Here is a 16,160-nt window from a genome sequence, read left to right on the forward strand (position 1 = left end):
AGTATGTTCTGCGGTGTCAGGTGATTGGCTGTTCGGGAGCAGCGTCCGAAGGCGTGGGCTGCCGGACGGTATGAATCAGCGGTAGCGACGCCAGCAATACCCCTGCCCCCAGCCACAAGGGCGCGGCCATGCCCGCGGGGCCACTCAACGCACCGGCGGCCAGGCCGGCTGCCACACCCGCCCATTTACTGACGCTATCCAGCGTGCCAAAGGTGCGTCCGGCGTGGTCGATTTTGGTCATCTGGGCGATCCAGCCGTGCAGGACAAAAAAGCCAAGCGTCATCCCGGCTCCCATGACCATGCGCCATACCGACAGCTCAGCCAGGGTGCCCGACCAGGTCTGGCCGATATAGGAAACGGCCATTAACAGAAAGCCGGCCGCCAAGCCTGTCTGATTCACCCGGCCCATCGTTTTGCCGGCGGGTATCCAGAGCGCAAACAGATAAATCAGGTGCGGCAGGCTATAGAGCATTCCGGCTGCCAGCGGGCCGATACCGACCGTTTGCTGAGCCCAGGGAATGAAATAGGGAAAGGTGACGACCATGGAAAAACTGAAAGCGAACTGCACCGCCCACAACCGTCGCCAATCTTCCAATAAGGTCTTCGATGCCGCCGTGGTCCTGCTGGGTGTTACGGGCGCGGTTGCTCCGGATACCGCAACCTTCGGCGCGGGCTTATCCGCCGAGGTCGCAAAACCGAGCAACAGTGCGGCCAATATAGGCAGCGCCGCCAGATACAAGTAGATATCCTGCGGCGGGAAGATACTGATCAGTGCACCGAACAGCACCGGCGCCAAGACCATGGCGGCCCGGGCCGAGCCCTGCATCCAGTTGAGGCCGCGACTGAGATCGCTCCCCGTCAGGCTGGTCGACAAATAGGCGCTCGAGGCCGCAAACGTGCCGCCAAGCAACCCTTGCAGCACGAGAGCACCCAGGAACACCCAGGCTTGCGGCGCCAGCCCCGCCAGCGCGAAGCCGAGCGCAAGCCCCAGTTGCGCCCGCAGAAGAGACCACCGGCGCCCCCAGCGATCAGCCGCCCTGCCCCATAACGGCGCGGCCAGAGCCGCGCACACGGTGGGCACCACGTAAAACCAGCCCACCCATTGTGTCCCCTTGACGGCAAAAGCGTCGGACAGGATCAAGCCGAAGAAAGGCGGCATGCCGAGTGCCACCAGGGCGGCGGTGAAATGGCACAGCAGCACGATCGCCAACTGTCTGCGTTGGCTCCGGGTCATACAGGACACCGGAGGAAGTTGGGGGCCGTCTTACCGTAGAACTTGTTAATGTCCGTGGCGCCGGTGCTCGCTTTGCTCTCCAGACTGCCCGCCCTTAGCAGGTATTTGACGTAGAGGTAGTCGTCCTCCAGCAAACACTGACGGGCGGTGCCGGTCTCCACACCCTCCTGCTCAAGTTCGTGTAGCGCGCCGGCTATCTGTTGCCGTAACCGGGCATAGCACTCGTTCCGGCTGCGGTGGCCCCTCGCGATCACTTCTTCAAGCAGTACAGCGATATTGAGTTGCAGCGTAATGGTGGTGAACATCTGCGCCAGGGGTTCTTCGGCATCGACCAGGATACGGTCGTCACGAAGTTCAGCCACCAGCGGCGCCAGCGTTTCAAGGCGGGCGCACAACCGCGCAGCCCAAAGCCGGGGGGCATCGTTGTCCTTCATCAGTAACCTAGGCGGGCCAGCCTCTTGCAGTACCAGCATGGAATTCTGCTGGTTCGACTCAAGCGCAACGCCGTACTTCAGCCACAGGCGCAAATGCACCGACAGGGTCAGGTTGAGATAGTCCTCGAGGAAGGCCGTCAGGTCGCCGCCGTAAAAGCGCTCAGCCAACACCTCCATCACGCAGCGCCCGTCGGGGCCGGGCGCCGCCAGAGCCGCCACGGGAACCACCGTTGCACCCTCGATCTCGACCGGGTAACGGCGCACGATCATCCCTAGCCAGTTCAGGTCACCGACGTGGGCGCCGGTGGATTCGTCGGTCAGGATGTACCGCTCTGCCAGCGCCCGGTCATTGGCAGCCAACGCTGACAACAGTCGCTGTACCGTATAGCCGTCGTAAATCGTACTGGGTTTGACCGTACGAATATTACGCGCGCCGAGGGTTCTGATGGTCAGCGGCACCTTTAAGTGGAGCGACGGCTCATCGGTCACTTGCAGGGTGCGTACCGATAACGTCGGCGTCACCCAGACGGCCGGTTTCGGGGCTAAACGAACCTGACCTTCGAGATCCGAGCCGGACAGATACTGCGTAAGGGCGCGGTCCCACACATGCGGGTGTATCGGTATCAGGCAATGGCTCTCGTCCATTGCGGCATCCAGACCGACCGCGGGAAAGTCCGGCCAGCATTCGGGCAGGTCGCCTTGGGCCTGCACGCGCGACTTGGGAACGGCCAGCCAGCGCAACGCGAAGGTTGGCGAAAACTCCGGTGCGTAGGCCTGCAGCGCCTCATAGTCGAAGCCGGTTTTTGCGCGCGCACTGGGGTAGAACGGATGGTCGTGGAACGCAGCCAGGCGGTCGTAAAACAACATGCCGCCCGCACCGTCACCGAATGGGAGCGAAGTCCCACCGGCCTTAGCCAGCCCATGGAACCAGCGGGCCTGCGCCTGCCGGCATAACTGATCGTGGGCAACGGCGGTATCACATTCGGTTTCGTAAGCCCGGTGCTGAGCGAGTGCCTCGCTACCTGCCGCCGGCCGCAAACAGGACAGTATCTCGTCAAACCGGTCCAGCTGCGTCCAGCCATCCACCGCATCGCGGGCCTGCCATAGCAGCGCTTCTCCACTCCAGCGCCAGGTCTGCATAAAACAAGCCGTTTGTACCGGCAGCCACAGGACGCCCCGCTCAAGCTCCCACTTCAGCCATGTGTCGGGCGATGCGGGGGCGTGCGGCACCTTATGCGCGGACACCCGCGCAGCCCTGCTTTGGCAGCCCGCCACGTCTTCACGGATCAGCGTATCGATCAGGCGTTTCGTCAGATGGCGACAGGCGTCTGACTCCGGGGAGATCGCCGGTGCATTCATGAGCGCAGCTCCCATTCATCGAGCAGCAGACCACTCCAGTCGTCCAGGGCTGAGTCGACTGCGGCTGGATCGCTCGCAAAAATGTGCAGGATGCCGAAATAATCCTTGTTGGAATGGGTGATCCGGACTTCGTCGCCAACCTTTCTCAGGGGCTTGAACACCAGCTCGCCGTCACCGCAGGCTTGCTGACGAGCCGCACCTGCCCGAGCGATTTCGCCGGCACCGGGAGCCATCAGATAGCGAACGTGAGCGGCATGGCGAGGCGGTTCAAGCGGGGGTAAGGACTGCCCCAGGTGCAGGCGGAGTACACTGTCGAACCAGCGGTCACCGAGCATGCGATCCAGCAGGAACTCGCGCCCGTCGCCGATGCTGCGGTAATTGATCTCGATCAGTTGGGGACCGGTTGCCGTCAGTACAAACTCGCTGTGGCAGGCGCCGAACTGCACGCCGAAGGCCCGCACCTGCTCCAGCATACGCTGCACGAGCGGGTCGTCTGATTCGAACGAACGCCAACGGGCATCCAACTCCACAAAATGAGGGGGCGGGGACAAGGTCACGTCAAATCCCCCCAGGGCGATCAGGTCGTGCTGATCTCCAAGGGTTTCCAGCGTATGCAGGGACCCTTCAAGGAACGCCTCCAAGATGAGAGGCTGTCCCGGGTTCTGACGCCAGAAATCATCACAGTAATCGTCGAGTTGTGCGCGATTCTCGACTTTCGACACATGCAGGCTCGCCACCCCCTCCCGTGGTTTAACCACGCAGGGGTACGGCACGTCCTCCGGCAACGCGTTCAGGCTCTGCGGATTCTGAAGCTCCGCATACCAGCACCCTCCGCCCTGCTCTGTAGTTTGCAGGCGTGAGCGCATGGCCGCTTTATTTTTGGCCTGATAGCAAACCCGCCAGTCCTTTCCCGGCAATCCGAAATAGGCCGCAGCCATCGCCGTGACCGTTTGCAGGTGATCGCTGTTGGAAAATACGCCGGCCAGGGGCGCCATCGGCGCCAGTACGTCCAGAACGGCAAGCGGATTGAAGACATCGCACTCGACGATATCAGCCGGGTAGGCTGGCAAGTCTGGCTGACTGAAGTGTCGATGATGGGCGGCGACCTGATCGGTTACGATAACGACCCGGCAACCAAGCCGATGAGCGGCGGGCAAGAACCCGGAATTAACAGCGTCCGTGGGCACGTGGGCCAGCATAACCAGGGTATTACTCATCCTGATACTCCCTGTTGATGTCATTTCAGTTTTGCGTCTCATATATATTTTGAGTAATGGGACGCATTATCATTAAAGGCTTATAAATAACCGAAGTTTCTATTCTTTCGGGTGGTAAAGGGCGTCTAAAAAGGCCTGCGTGGCCGGTTAAACTTTGCTGTTGTCGAGGTGAGCCTTGAGTTGCCTGAACATAATGCTGCGGTCTTCACCCAGCAGGAAAGCCTGCGCGCCCCAGGCACGCCAGTGCGCTAACTGTTCGGCTGTGCGGGGCAAGGCGCAAAAATGCCGGCCGGCAGTGCGGCAGGCTTCGGCCAGGCCACGGATCGCCTCCTGTACATGTGGATGAAGGGGCTCGCCAGGGACGCCAAGCGATTGGGAGAGGTCCACAGCGCCCTCCAGCAGCCAGTCGACACCCGGCACACGGGCGATGTCCTCGCCATTGCGCAGACCTTCGGCATCCTCAATCATCAGGACGACGAGTATTTCGCGGTTGGCCTGCTCAAGATAACGGCCAAGAGGAAGGGTCCCGAACCCGGTGGTGCGACCGCCGGTGATACCCCGCTCTCCCTGTGGAGCATAGCGCGCCATATTAACCACGGCTCTGGCCTCAGCCGCGTTGCGCACCCGAGGCACAACGATGCCTTGCGCACCACTATCCAGGGCGTGGGCGATGGCCGCCACATCGGGCTGTGGTACCCGAACCAGCGGCGTGATTCCCGCGCACTCCGCCGCACGGATCATATGCTCAACGGATTCGGGATTGGTGGACAGGTGCTCCGTATCCAGGATGACGAAGTCATACCCGGCGTAACCGATCATCTCTACCAACCAGGGAGACGGCACCGCGTTTAGCAGTCCGTACACCGCTTTTCCTTCCCAGAGCTTGTGCTTAGTCGCGTTCGTGGTGAGCATGGTCCAGCGCCTACTGTTTCGAGCATTGTCGCGAATAGTAATCATTGTCATTACTGGGGTCAACACGACTTTTAGGGCTGTCCAAAAACAGTTTCGGAATGGGTAATCTGCTCGCGGTATGATCCTTGTCGCGAGCCGGGCTGGCTCTGGTCCGCCAACTGGTTTAGCCTGAAAAACAGAATTAGAAGGGCATGTGATGAGAGATCGCGTCAATCAGATACAGACCAATGAGAGCTGGCAGAAAAACCTTGCGGTCCTCATCGAGCACCAGCGTTTGCGTAGCTTTCCGGCGATGCTCGAGGCGTTCCTGTCGACCCTGTGCTTTTTCGATACGATTCTGCTACTGACCTACAAGAAGGCGCTGCGGCCCCTCCTCGTCCACCCGTCCGATCCCGAGGAACAAAGCGATACTCTACGCCAGTACCTGAAGCACGCCTACGTGCTCGACCCGCTGTTCCACGCGATCAAGAACGGTACGTCGCCAGGCATCGTGCGGCTGGCCGAGATCATGCCGGATTCGTTCAAGAGCACCGAGTATTACCAGACCTGTTACCAGAATTTTGGCCTGGTGGACGAGATCAACCTGTTGATCCGCCTCGATGACAAACTAACCTGCGCCATTACCCTCGGCCGCAAGGCGTCGCTGGACTGTATTTCCCGCACCGAATTGAATGCGTTACAGGAGTTCTACCCCGTCATCAGCGCTCTGGTCAGACAGTTCTGGCAGGCCCAGTCCGGCGAATTTCTTCAATACGGCCGCTCTGACGGCCCCATGAAGCGGGCCCTGAGCACCTTTGCCAGCGGGGTATTGACCCAGCGCGAACGCGAAATCACCGACCTGATCCTGCGCGGCTTTTCTTCCCAGGCTATCGCCGACCACCTGAAGATCAGCGTGGGAACCGTGAAGGTGCACCGCAAGAACATCCATACGCGGCTGAACACCTCCACTCAGGCGGAAATATTCACGCAATTCATCAACCACCTGAACCAACTGGAAGAACCCCAGTAGCCGGGCACTAGCAACTGATCCAAACGTTCAGAGGCTGATCCAGACGGTTTTCAGGTCGGTGTATTTTTCCAGCGAATGCAGGGATTTGTCGCGGCCGTAGCCGGACGCCTTCACGCCACCGAAGGGCATGGTGCTGTCGCCACCGCCCCAGCCGTTGACCCAGACCATTCCACTCTGGATCTTGCGGCTGACCCGGTGCGCCCGGGACAGGTTGCCCGTCCACACCGAGGCGCCAAGCCCGTAGCGATTGTCGTTGGCCAGATGAATGGCCTCCGCTTCGTCGCTGAATTCGCCGACCGCAAGTACCGGGCCGAAGATTTCCTCCTGCACGAAGCGCATGTGATTCTGTGCCTCGCCGATAATGGTGGGCTCGACGAAGTACCCTTTTCCCGGCTCGGCTTCGGGCACACCGCCGGTCAGCACCCTGGCGCCCTCGTCGATGGCGGACTGGATATAGCTGGCCACCGTTTCCAACTGGGTTTTGTCGACCAGCGCGCCCATGCGGGTTTCCGGATCGAGCGGATTTCGAGGCCGGTAGACTTTCGCCGCCTCGAGCAGCGCTTCGGTGAAACGCTCGCGAATGGAGGACTGCACATAGAGCCGGGAACAGGCGATACACACCTCGCCCTGGTTGGAAAAGATCGCCGCTGCGGCGGTTGATGCCGCTTTTTCGATGTCCTCGCAATCCTCGAACACCAGCATTGGCGATTTGCCGCCCGCTTCGATCCAGACCCGTTTCAGGTTGGATTGACCGGCGTATTCCATCAGCAGACCGCCCACCCGGCTGGAGCCGGTGAAGGTCAGTACGTTGACGTCGTTGTGCAGCGCCAGGGCTTTGCCGGCGGTGTGGCCGAAACCCGGCAGCACGTTAAATACACCGTCGGGTATGCCCGCCGCCTTGGCCAGCGCTGCCAGACGCAGCACACTCAGCGCGCTTTTTTCAGAAGGCTTGAGGATGACCGAGTTGCCCGCCGCCAATGCCGGGGCGATTTTCCAGGTGGCCATCATCAGCGGGTAGTTCCAGGGCGTGATCGCCGCCACGACACCCGCCGGCTCGTGACTGATCAGGCCCAGGGTGTCATGGCCGGTGGGTGCAATCTCGCCGTATAGCTTGTCAATGGATTCCGCCGTCCAGCGCAGGCAATTGATGGAATCCGGCACATCCACGCTGATCATTTCGCTGATGGGCTTGCCCATATCCAGACTGTCGAGCACGGCCAGTTCGTCACCATGTTGCTCCATCAGGTCGGCCAGACGCAGCAGAACCCGCTTGCGGTCGCCTGGCGCCAGGTCAGACCACGCCCCTGAGACAAACGCGTCGCGGGCGGCCGCGACGGCCTGATCGACGTCGTCCGCATCGCAACTGGCGATATCGGCCAACCGAGTTGCCGTCGCTGGGTTAATGGCCGGGAATGTCTCACCGGACAAAGCGTCCTGGAATCGGCCATTGATAAAGGCCTGCCCATGCAAGGTGACCGATTCGCTCAGGGCTTTCCATTCCGCACTGGTTTTCATGGTCTTCTCCCGACGTTGAATGACTTTTCAGTCAAGCCTAACCGGGGGCGCTGCCAACGCACTATATACCCTAGGAGGTAGACAGCCGGCTGCGCGCTACAACCAGTTCTTCGTCTTGAAATACAGGTAGGGGGCAATACCGGCCATGATCATCAGGCCGATGGCCATGGGATACCCCAGCAGCCAATCCAATTCCGGCATGACTTTGAAGTTCATGCCGTAGATGCTGGCGACCAGCGTTGGCGGCAGGAAAACCACGGCGGCGATGGAGAAGATCTTGATGATCTGGTTCTGTTCGATATTGATGAAACCCTGAGTGGAGTCCATCAGGAAGTTGATCTTGTCGAACAGGAAGGCGGTGTGGGACATCAAGGTTTCCACGTCGCGCATGATTTCCCGCAAGGTATCGGCATGTTCCGGGTCCTTGCGAAGATGCCGTAAAAGGAACGAGATATCCCGCTGGGAGTCCATCAGACACAAACGGATCTTGCCGTTACTGTCTTCCAGGCGGGCCAGTTGCTCGATGGCTTCGTTGAGTTCGGCGTCTTCGTCTTCCAATACCAGATAGCTGACGTCTTCCAGTTGACGGTGAAGGTCCTCAAGGGTATCGGCGTGATTTTCCAGCTTCTGCTCGAACAGCGTCACCAATAGCTCCGCTGGCGACCGAGCCTCGATCTGCCCGCGCCGGGCACGCATGCGCATGAGCCGGAAGTCCGCGACGTCACCCTCGCGTATGGTAATCAGTCGTTTTCTCTGCAGGATACAGGCGACGGAAATGGTGGCGTGCCGGCCCTCGCTGTGTGTCACAAACAGCGAGTGGACGTGGATACCCGCCTGATCGACAAAACAACGGGCGGAGGCTTCGATCTCCTCGACCTCCTCGAACTCCGGCACGTCGCCATGGAGTAGCTTCTGCAACAATGTCCGTTCGCGCTCATCCGGCTCGTGGGCATCAATCCAGTCTGCGGTGGCGAGGTTATCCGCAAGTTCCTCCGCGGTTCCTTCGATTTCCCTGATGACGCCGTTGTCGATGCCGAAAAGCCTGAGCATAGGATGTCCTCGTGTCCCGAAAGTAAATTCCGTTACCCAGCAGTGTAGGCAACTTGATTGGGATTCATCAGCTTATCGCCTCGGGGCATAGGTCGAAATTGCTCCACACGAGGCTGGCGTGAATCGATAACTGGCTTTAAGGGGCGGTATCGATGTGAGATTGGGGATTAAGTGGCGGCAATGCCTGCTTAGCCGAGGCCTCTTTACGCCCGGCTATCCGGGCCCCGGCAACCGCGCGTTCCAGGTCTCTCCAAACCCGGTCGGTGTTGGCCTCCCCTCGGCCGCCGTAGCGCGCTTCACCGAGTTTCAGGAGTGCTTTCCTGAGTTCCGGGTTATGGCGCGGATCGTGTCCGGGCGTTCTTGCGGCCCAAACATCCAATGCCGCATACAGCCGCGCGTTATCCCGCCGGGCGATGGTCTTTTTAACATCGCGATAGGCATGGGTTTCGGAATCACGGCGACGTGCACGTGCTGTCTCCCAGCGATGGCGCACGGCCCCGCCCCACCGCCGTACGATCCAGAATCCGGCCAGTAGACACAGTAATAACAGCATGGCTACGACGACAACTGAGCGCCAATTGACCTCTGCGCGTGCGGGGGCCGGCGGACCGTCCACATCAAACGCAAAGCCTTCGACCGACGCCGTCTCCACGTTACCGGTGGTCAGGTTGTACCAATCCAGCGAAACGCTCGGAACGTCATACTCGCCACCGCCTTGCGCCACAAAAGTGACGCTTTCGGTGCGCGTGCCGGCCATGGTTCCACGGTCAGACGTCTCCGAAACGACCGGTTCATCCGGATAGACGGCCACGCCGGGGAACTCCAGCTCAGGTAGCAGCGAGGGTAAGAACATCGGCGAGGTCCCCGTCACTTTGGCGACCACCGTCCAGCTCAGGCTGTCGCCGGGCTTCATGGGGTCATCGCCACCCTCGCGGCTCTGTTCGAGCTCCAGCGACTCGGCTGCCAGGAACGGGTCCAGTGATTGGGTGCCCGCCGGGACCACGCCACGGAAACGCAACGGGTCCGTCGAAAGATCCACCTGACGCCGGTCGCCGTTTTCGGAATCGGCGTAAGTGACGCGGACCGTCTGCGGCGGTAAGACAAAATCCCCGGCGACCATCGGATAGAGCCGGTAATGCCGGGTAATGCCCGCCCACGTGTCGCCGTCGACGCGCTCGCTGGTTGGGTTCGTCGAGCGTTCGGGCAAACGCACCATCAGGTTGGGCGCTTCCAGGCCGGGCCACTCCGGCGGCGACGGTAGGTATGTGGGCACCAGCACGGTCAGGCGCAGGCTGAGGGGCGTTCCGGGGATTGCATCGGTCTGTTCGAGCTCGGTTTTCAGTACCGGTGTCTGCTGGCCCATCGCCGGCAACGCCACAAGCAATAAAATCAGCATGCTCCAGAGGTAGTTCATGGCGCCTCCCGCGACTGATCGCGAGCCTCAATCATAAAGCGTTGACGCAGGAAGTCGCCGGTGCGGGTATCGACCGTATTCATCCACTGCTCGGTGCTGAGCAAAGCGCCCTCGCCCTTCTCCTGCGGGACTTGCATTTGGGTCTCTGCACCCCGGTTGGACTCGTTGTCGAAGACCACCTCGTCAGCACCCAACTGTTCCTCGCCGGTGTCCGACTGCTCGCGGGTGCGCTCGATATAATCGACAATCTCCCGGGCGACATCGAGGTTGGTCTGCGCATTCGGATAGTTCGGATCACGTTGCAGCGTGGTTTGAAAAGAGCGAACGGCATCGCGGTAGCCGCGGGATTTAATGTGCGCCATGCCCTGAATGAAGGCGGCCTGGGCAGTTTCGACCCGATCCAGTGTCGTGATGGCCTCGTCGTATTGGCCGTTGCGATAGAGGGCGTAGCCGCGCCACAGTGGGTCGGTGAAACGTTCCGCCGCCGCGGAAAAATCCCGGTCGCGGAATGCCCGCTGGCCCTGCTGGTCCGGGGTCGGGAACCAGTCGATCCAACCGTCCGCACGCGCTGGCTCGACCGGCACCACCAACGCGGCAAGCAACGCCAGACCACTCCAACGCATGGTCCAGCCCCGCCGGAACCACAGCAGCATGAGCAGCGCGACCGGCCAGGCCAGCCAATGGCCGCGATCCAGCCAAGGCTGGTCGACGTTATCCAGCAACGCCTGGCGATAGGCGCTATTCAGTGCCCTTTCGATACGGTCGAGATCCTCGTCGTCCGGTGTGACTGTCACTGAGGTCGCCGAGAGCTGGTTGAGCCCCCGGTCGGGACTATCGCCGGGGCGCAACGCCAAAACCGCAATGGACGAAGCAGTAAACCCGTTGAGCGCCTCGGCGTCGGCAGCAGCCAGTTCATCCAGCACAAAGAGGATACCGCCAGGCTCCGCCTCCCGCTCGAGGATCTCGGAGGCCAACTGCAATGCTGCACCGGCTGCGTCACCGTCTTCCGGCATGACGTCGGGTTCCAGCCCGTCGAGATACGGCACCATGACCTCAGGGTCCTCGGTCATGGGTACGACACGGTGGGCGGTGCCGGCATAGGCCACCAGGGCGGTCCGCGCCCCGGCTCGCCGGTCCAGCAGATCGCGGATTTTTTGTTTGCCACGCTCAAGACGGGACGGCGCCACATCGGTTTCCAGCATCGACGGGGTCACTTTCAGGACCACGACTACCGGTGCAGACTGCGCCACGAAAGGGTCAGGCTGCCGGGACCAGGTCGGCCCGGCTGCGCCGACGATTACCAGAATCAGGCTCAGGCCCACGCCATCGATGGCCTGCCAACGCCGTTTTCCGCTGGAGCCCACCGTCAATGCTTTACGAAGGTGCGGGGCGATGGTCTCGTCGACGGTCACGCGGGAGCGGTGAATCCGGCGCGTGCGCCACCAGAGGAATACCACCAACGGCAGCAGCAACAGCCACAGCGGTCTCATGAAATGGAAAGCCGAAACCAGCAGATTCCAGTCACTCATGACAGCGCTCCCCGGCGAACGCCCCACTGCAGCCATCCCAAGGCCATCAAGCCAATTAACGCTGCGGCCAGCAGCGGCAAGTAGGCCAAAGACTGCCGTGGGCGGTATGACAGGGATTCCACCACGCGAGGCGCCAGCGCATCGATACGCTGGTAGACCTGCTCCAGCGATGCCTCGTTCTCCGCATAGAAATACGCGCCCTGGGTGCTTTGGGCGATGGTTTTCAGGGTCTCCAGATCGACTTTTTCCTCGCCCCGGGCCTGCGGATCGCCGACGCCAATCGTGTAGATCTCCACACCCTGGTCCCGGGCAATCGCCGCCGCATTCACCGGGCTCATGCGGCTCGCAGTGTCGCTGCCGTCCGACAGAAGGATGAGCAGACGCTGCTCGATGTCGCTGGCCTCGAACGTCTTGATGGCGAGGCCGATGGTGTCTCCCAGCGCCGTGTGAGGGCCGGCCATGCCCACCTCGGTACGCCGGAGCAGTTCGGTGACGGTATTCAAGTCTTCGGTTAGCGGGGCCTGAACGTAGGCCTTGGAGCCGAAGACGATCAGCGCCATACGATCGCCCTCACGCCGTGAGATAAAGTCTTCGACCACGTCCCGCACCGCTGCAAAACGCTGCTCCGGCTCACCGTCCGGATTCTGGAAATCCCGGGTGTCCATGGAGCCGGAGATGTCGATGGCCAGCACCACATCCCGGGCCGAGCGGCTCATCTCCACAGGCGCCCCCACCCGCTCCGGCTGCGCCAGGGCCAGAACCAGCAGACTCCAGGCCAGGATCGCTGCGAGCATCTGCAGGCGGCGGCGAACCCGCACAATGGCGCCGGGCCCGGTGGTTGCCCCGGCGGCTTCGACCACGCGCCGGAAGAAGGGGAAACGCAGCGCCGGGACGCGCTCGCGATACGGCGGCAAAAGCCACCAGACTAGTAGTGGCAAGGGCAGCAAAGCCAGCGCCCAGGGCTGGCCGAGGGAGATCACCCGGCCTTCTCCGGCTGCGGTGCACGGTGGTGGCGAATCCAGTCCGCTGCCAATGCCCTCAAGGGTGAATTCGACGCCCTGCCTTTATTCGCGACATAGGGCGCTCGAATCAAGTCACCGCCGCCCTGGGCGAATCGTCCGCCGCCACCGGTCTGATCGAGGAATTGCAGCCAGTCATTGCCGGTCAGGGACACCACTTCACGCCGTGGCCAGGCCGCCAGAGCGGTGCGACGCGGCACTTGGGCAACGATCACCGGATCGCCCTCGGACCGGGCTAGGGCGGCCAGCGCTTCCCGGCGATAAGCGTTGGCCCGCCAACGCCGAGCCGCACGCGAGCCCAAACAGGCCAGCACCAGCAATACGATAAGCGCCAGCCAGAGCCAACCCTGGGTTTGTGGCAGCATTGAGACAGCCGGTGGCTCCGCCGGCTCGGCCAGCCGGCCCATCAGATCAATCAGATCGGGCGTAGCCACAGCAGGTTCGGGCGCACTCATCGCGGCATCAACCCGGTCAGCCGGCGCACTTGCGGCAGGGTTTCCTCGGCGGCGCTGATCGGCAATATCGGTACGCCATACCGGCGTTGCCAATCCAGCACCTGTGCCAGCCGGCCCTGTGCCAGGTCGAGCAGTCGGCGGTGAACGATACGGTCCCCGGTATCGATGTCGGCCTGCAGTTCGCCATTGGATACCACCAGTCGCAGCCCTTCGGGCAGGTTCTCCGCAAAGGGATCGGTGATCAGCCCCAGCACCAGATCGTTGTGCCTGGCGACCCCTGCAATGAGCCGTTCGGTCTCGTCGTCGATCACGTCGAAATCGCTCAGCACGACGACGAGATGGTTCCAGGGCGCAATCCGCGCCACCGATTGCAGGACGCGTGTCAGCGAAACAGGTGTCACTTCCGGGGCATCCGCACGCAATAAATGGTTGGCATCGGTAAGCGCCTGGAGAAAACGATCCAGTGATTTGCGCTGGCGCTGGGGACGGATTTCCGCCAACTGCTCGTCGCCAAAGACGATACCGCCGACGCGGTCGCCCTGATCCAGTATGCGAAAGGCCGCCAATGCCGCCACTTCCGCGGCGGTCACTGACTTCATGTTGAGGCGGGAGCCGAAAAACATCGACATCCGCTGATCGACGACAATCAATGCCGGCCGGTCCCTTTCCTCGTTCATCACCCGGACATGGGTCTCTCCGGTCCGTGCGGTCACTTTCCAGTCGATACTGCGGATGTCGTCGCCCGGCAGATAATGCCGCAGGCTGTCGAAATCGAGCCCACGGCCGCGCAACCTCGAGGCATGGCGCCCGTTCAGTACCGACCGAGCTGGCTGCCGTGGCAGAAAGGTGAGCTTGCGGGCCTCGAATTCAAGGGCACGCAACTGCTCTACTGTTACGTGGACATGGGGTGATGCGTTCGTCGCGCCCCGCTGGGGCGGCATGATTCCGGTACGCATACGGGCGGCACGATCGCGCATGACGAGACCCTCAAGGCAGAGCGACCTGTTGGATGAGTTCGGCGACCACCTGATCCGGTGTCACACCTTCGCCCTGGGCTTCGTAGCTCAGGGTCAGGCGATGGCGCAGAACGTCCGGTGCAATCGCGCGGACATCTTCCGGGTCGACATAATCCCGGCCCTGCAGCCAGGCATGGACCCGGCCACAACGGTCCAGTGCAAGGCTGGCGCGGGGGCTGGCGCCGATGTCGATCCAGCGTGGCAAGTCGTCGCCGAATTCCGCAGGTATCCGCGTGGCGTTCACAATATCGGCCATATACCGGACCATGGCATCGGAAACATGGATGGCCGCGATCTCCCGGCGCGCGGCGAAGACCGCCTCCTGGGGAATGGGCGCAGGTTTTTCGCCTGAGGAGCCTTCGCGTGGCACGTCTGCCTTTGCCTGCTCTTCCCCGCGCACCAGCAGGATCACTTTCACCTCGTCCTCCACCGGCGGATAGGTGATATGCACGTGCATCAGGAAACGGTCCATCTGTGCTTCCGGCAGCGGATAGGTGCCCTCTTGGTCCACCGGGTTCTGGGTCGCCATGACGATAAACAGCGGCTCCATCCGATGGGTTTTGCCGGCAATCGTGACTTGCCGTTCCTCCATTGCTTCGAGCAAGGCGGCCTGAACCTTGGCGGGTGCGCGGTTGATTTCGTCGGCCAGAACAACGTTGGCGAAAATAGGACCGGGCTCGAAACGGAACTCCCCACCCTCATCTGTACGAAAGTATATTTCGGTGCCGGTGACATCGGCCGGGAGCAGATCGGGCGTGAATTGGATGCGGCTGAAGTCGCATTCCAGATTGCGGGCCAGTGCCTTGATGGCGCGGGTCTTGGCCAACCCCGGCATCCCTTCGATGAGCAGATTGCCGTCGGCTAACAGGCCGATGAGCAAACGCTCGATCACGGCGGCCTGGCCGATAATCGCCTCGCTCATCCGTGTCCGCAAGGCAGCGATTTGCTCACGGGCATCTATGGACTCTGTGGCCATACCTGCTCCCAATCCGCTGCCATATCAATCACAACCCAGCCACGCTGTTCCGCTTCGTCGAGCCCGCGGTCCAGCGTTCCAATGTGGCTCTCCCGGTCATAAGCCCATTCCCGCTCACTGTCGGTGTGATGGACAATAAGTCCCAGCCGCGGTCCTTCGCCGGCGGTCGTCCACTCCAGCATCTGGAAGTCGCCATCGGAATTGCCGCCGGCGAGAATCGGCCGTTTGCCGATATGGGTATCAATCGCGACCGGCTTCCCTTCTTTATCGTCGATAAACGCGATGCCGGGATCTTTCATCACCGTGGGCTTACCGTCCATGACTTCGTAATGGCTCTTTCCGGTACTCCCGATCACCTGATTGGAAGGAACGTTGTAGGCGCTTTCAGAGAAAGCCCGAATGAAGTGAACCCCGCCGCCCGAGACAATGTAGGTGGTGAACCCTTCATCCCGGAGGTAGCTCAGCAACTCCAGCATGGGTTGAAAGATCATGTCTGAATAAACCATTCCGGTGTCCGGATGGGTGGCGCTGGCCAGCCAATCCCCGGCTTCGGCCTGGAACGCATCGACGGAGAGGTTTGAATGAGTGGCGGCGACGATCTCCAATAGCCCCGCTTTACCGGATTGCACAACGGTTTCCATATCATTCCTGGCCGCCGCTTTGAGGACATCGGACGACAACACGGACGGATCCTCGTCGGCCATGGCTTGCAGGCGATCTATGGCAAACATGAACTGGAAATAGACCGGTTTTTCAGCCCAGAGTGTACCGTCGTTGTCGAAAACCGCGATGCGATCTTCCTGGGGGACGAAGGTATCCGCCTCCGAATTGGTTACCGACTTCACGAAGTTGATGATGGCTGTCTTGGTTTCGGTCTCGTTCCAAGAAGGGAGCGGATCGGCCTTCGCGGCAATCGAGCTCAGCGCTAACGTAAGCAGAACCACATAGAGATAGAGCTGATGCATCCGTATCAGACTAGGTTTCATGTCGTTTTCCCACGCCATGCTTCTGGTTCATTCCG

14 protein-coding genes are annotated in these 16,160 nt (G+C 61.3%); 1 reads left to right on the forward strand and 13 read right to left on the reverse strand.

Features of this window, described 5'->3' with window-relative positions; all coding sequences use genetic code 11:
• Positions 1–16: 16 nt before the first annotated feature.
• From FXO11_RS10105 to FXO11_RS10120, 4 genes are all read right to left on the reverse strand, one after another.
• Entirely contained in the window at positions 17–1,234 is a 1,218-nt protein-coding gene (locus tag FXO11_RS10105; protein WP_148862855.1) for an MFS transporter, read from the reverse strand.
• Entirely contained in the window at positions 1,231–3,027 is a 1,797-nt protein-coding gene (locus FXO11_RS10110; RefSeq protein WP_148862856.1) for an IucA/IucC family protein, read from the reverse strand. Before FXO11_RS10110 ends, FXO11_RS10105 begins: the two co-directional genes overlap by 4 nt.
• Positions 3,024–4,244 carry an ATP-grasp domain-containing protein gene (locus FXO11_RS10115; RefSeq protein WP_202980214.1) on the reverse strand — a complete coding sequence of 407 codons (1,221 nt, stop codon included), beginning with the start codon at positions 4,242–4,244 and terminating at the stop codon, positions 3,024–3,026. The genes FXO11_RS10110 and FXO11_RS10115 overlap by 4 nt, the downstream gene beginning before the upstream one ends.
• A gap of 147 nt (positions 4,245–4,391) precedes the next feature.
• Positions 4,392–5,156: an HpcH/HpaI aldolase family protein gene (locus FXO11_RS10120; protein ID WP_148862858.1), complete on the reverse strand. Its 765-nt coding sequence runs from the start codon at positions 5,154–5,156 to the stop codon at positions 4,392–4,394.
• Between the two features lie 196 nt (positions 5,157–5,352).
• Between FXO11_RS10120 and FXO11_RS10125 the strand changes: the two genes are divergently transcribed.
• Complete coding sequence (locus FXO11_RS10125; RefSeq protein ID WP_148862859.1) at positions 5,353–6,165, forward strand: response regulator transcription factor; 813 nt, start codon at positions 5,353–5,355, stop codon at positions 6,163–6,165.
• A 27-nt stretch (positions 6,166–6,192) separates the two neighbouring features.
• Here FXO11_RS10125 and FXO11_RS10130 read toward each other — a convergent pair whose 3' ends face one another.
• The 9 genes from FXO11_RS10130 to FXO11_RS10170 form a co-directional block, all read right to left on the reverse strand.
• Positions 6,193–7,680 carry an aldehyde dehydrogenase gene (locus tag FXO11_RS10130; protein WP_148862860.1) on the reverse strand — a complete coding sequence of 496 codons (1,488 nt, stop codon included), beginning with the start codon at positions 7,678–7,680 and terminating at the stop codon, positions 6,193–6,195.
• A gap of 96 nt (positions 7,681–7,776) precedes the next feature.
• Positions 7,777–8,730, reverse strand: a complete 954-nt coding sequence (gene corA / locus FXO11_RS10135) for a magnesium/cobalt transporter CorA (protein ID WP_148862861.1) — start codon at positions 8,728–8,730, stop codon at positions 7,777–7,779.
• Between the two features lie 136 nt (positions 8,731–8,866).
• Positions 8,867–10,144, reverse strand: coding sequence for a BatD family protein (locus tag FXO11_RS10140; protein ID WP_148862862.1), 1,278 nt, complete (start codon positions 10,142–10,144; stop codon positions 8,867–8,869).
• Positions 10,141–11,673 carry a VWA domain-containing protein gene (locus FXO11_RS10145; RefSeq protein ID WP_148862863.1) on the reverse strand — a complete coding sequence of 511 codons (1,533 nt, stop codon included), beginning with the start codon at positions 11,671–11,673 and terminating at the stop codon, positions 10,141–10,143. The genes FXO11_RS10140 and FXO11_RS10145 overlap by 4 nt, the downstream gene beginning before the upstream one ends.
• Positions 11,670–12,653 (reverse strand): VWA domain-containing protein, encoded by a 984-nt coding sequence (locus FXO11_RS10150; protein ID WP_148862864.1) that lies wholly within the window; start codon positions 12,651–12,653, stop codon positions 11,670–11,672. The genes FXO11_RS10145 and FXO11_RS10150 overlap by 4 nt, the downstream gene beginning before the upstream one ends.
• Positions 12,650–13,147, reverse strand: a complete 498-nt coding sequence (locus FXO11_RS10155; protein WP_148862865.1) for a DUF4381 domain-containing protein — start codon at positions 13,145–13,147, stop codon at positions 12,650–12,652. The genes FXO11_RS10150 and FXO11_RS10155 overlap by 4 nt, the downstream gene beginning before the upstream one ends.
• A complete protein-coding gene (locus FXO11_RS10160; protein WP_148862866.1) occupies positions 13,144–14,124 on the reverse strand; it encodes a DUF58 domain-containing protein in 981 nt (326 codons plus the stop codon). The genes FXO11_RS10155 and FXO11_RS10160 overlap by 4 nt, the downstream gene beginning before the upstream one ends.
• Before the next feature lie 10 nt (positions 14,125–14,134).
• Positions 14,135–15,139: an AAA family ATPase gene (locus FXO11_RS10165; RefSeq protein WP_148862867.1), complete on the reverse strand. Its 1,005-nt coding sequence runs from the start codon at positions 15,137–15,139 to the stop codon at positions 14,135–14,137.
• Positions 15,121–16,125 (reverse strand): HAD family hydrolase, encoded by a 1,005-nt coding sequence (locus FXO11_RS10170; protein ID WP_227545844.1) that lies wholly within the window; start codon positions 16,123–16,125, stop codon positions 15,121–15,123. The genes FXO11_RS10165 and FXO11_RS10170 overlap by 19 nt, the downstream gene beginning before the upstream one ends.
• Positions 16,126–16,160 lie beyond the last annotated feature (35 nt).

The sequence above is a fragment of the Marinobacter fonticola genome (assembly GCF_008122265.1).
Lineage (GTDB): Bacteria > Pseudomonadota > Gammaproteobacteria > Pseudomonadales > Oleiphilaceae > Marinobacter_A > Marinobacter_A fonticola.

Excerpts from the sequence above, each read along its gene's own strand:
- FXO11_RS10105 (WP_148862855.1), bottom strand. The coding sequence starts at position 1,234 with ATGACCCGGAGCCAACGCAGACAGTTGGCGATCGTGCTGCTGTGCCAT.
- FXO11_RS10110 (WP_148862856.1), bottom strand. The coding sequence starts at position 3,027 with ATGAATGCACCGGCGATCTCCCCGGAGTCAGACGCCTGTCGCCATCTG.
- FXO11_RS10115 (WP_202980214.1), bottom strand. The coding sequence starts at position 4,244 with ATGAGTAATACCCTGGTTATGCTGGCCCACGTGCCCACGGACGCTGTT.
- FXO11_RS10120 (WP_148862858.1), bottom strand. The coding sequence starts at position 5,156 with ATGCTCACCACGAACGCGACTAAGCACAAGCTCTGGGAAGGAAAAGCG.
- FXO11_RS10125 (WP_148862859.1), top strand. The coding sequence starts at position 5,353 with ATGAGAGATCGCGTCAATCAGATACAGACCAATGAGAGCTGGCAGAAA.
- FXO11_RS10130 (WP_148862860.1), bottom strand. The coding sequence starts at position 7,680 with ATGAAAACCAGTGCGGAATGGAAAGCCCTGAGCGAATCGGTCACCTTG.
- corA (WP_148862861.1), bottom strand. The coding sequence starts at position 8,730 with ATGCTCAGGCTTTTCGGCATCGACAACGGCGTCATCAGGGAAATCGAA.
- FXO11_RS10140 (WP_148862862.1), bottom strand. The coding sequence starts at position 10,144 with ATGAACTACCTCTGGAGCATGCTGATTTTATTGCTTGTGGCGTTGCCG.
- FXO11_RS10145 (WP_148862863.1), bottom strand. The coding sequence starts at position 11,673 with ATGAGTGACTGGAATCTGCTGGTTTCGGCTTTCCATTTCATGAGACCG.
- FXO11_RS10155 (WP_148862865.1), bottom strand. The coding sequence starts at position 13,147 with ATGAGTGCGCCCGAACCTGCTGTGGCTACGCCCGATCTGATTGATCTG.
- FXO11_RS10160 (WP_148862866.1), bottom strand. The coding sequence starts at position 14,124 with ATGCGCGATCGTGCCGCCCGTATGCGTACCGGAATCATGCCGCCCCAG.
- FXO11_RS10165 (WP_148862867.1), bottom strand. The coding sequence starts at position 15,139 with ATGGCCACAGAGTCCATAGATGCCCGTGAGCAAATCGCTGCCTTGCGG.
- FXO11_RS10170 (WP_227545844.1), bottom strand. The coding sequence starts at position 16,125 with ATGAAACCTAGTCTGATACGGATGCATCAGCTCTATCTCTATGTGGTT.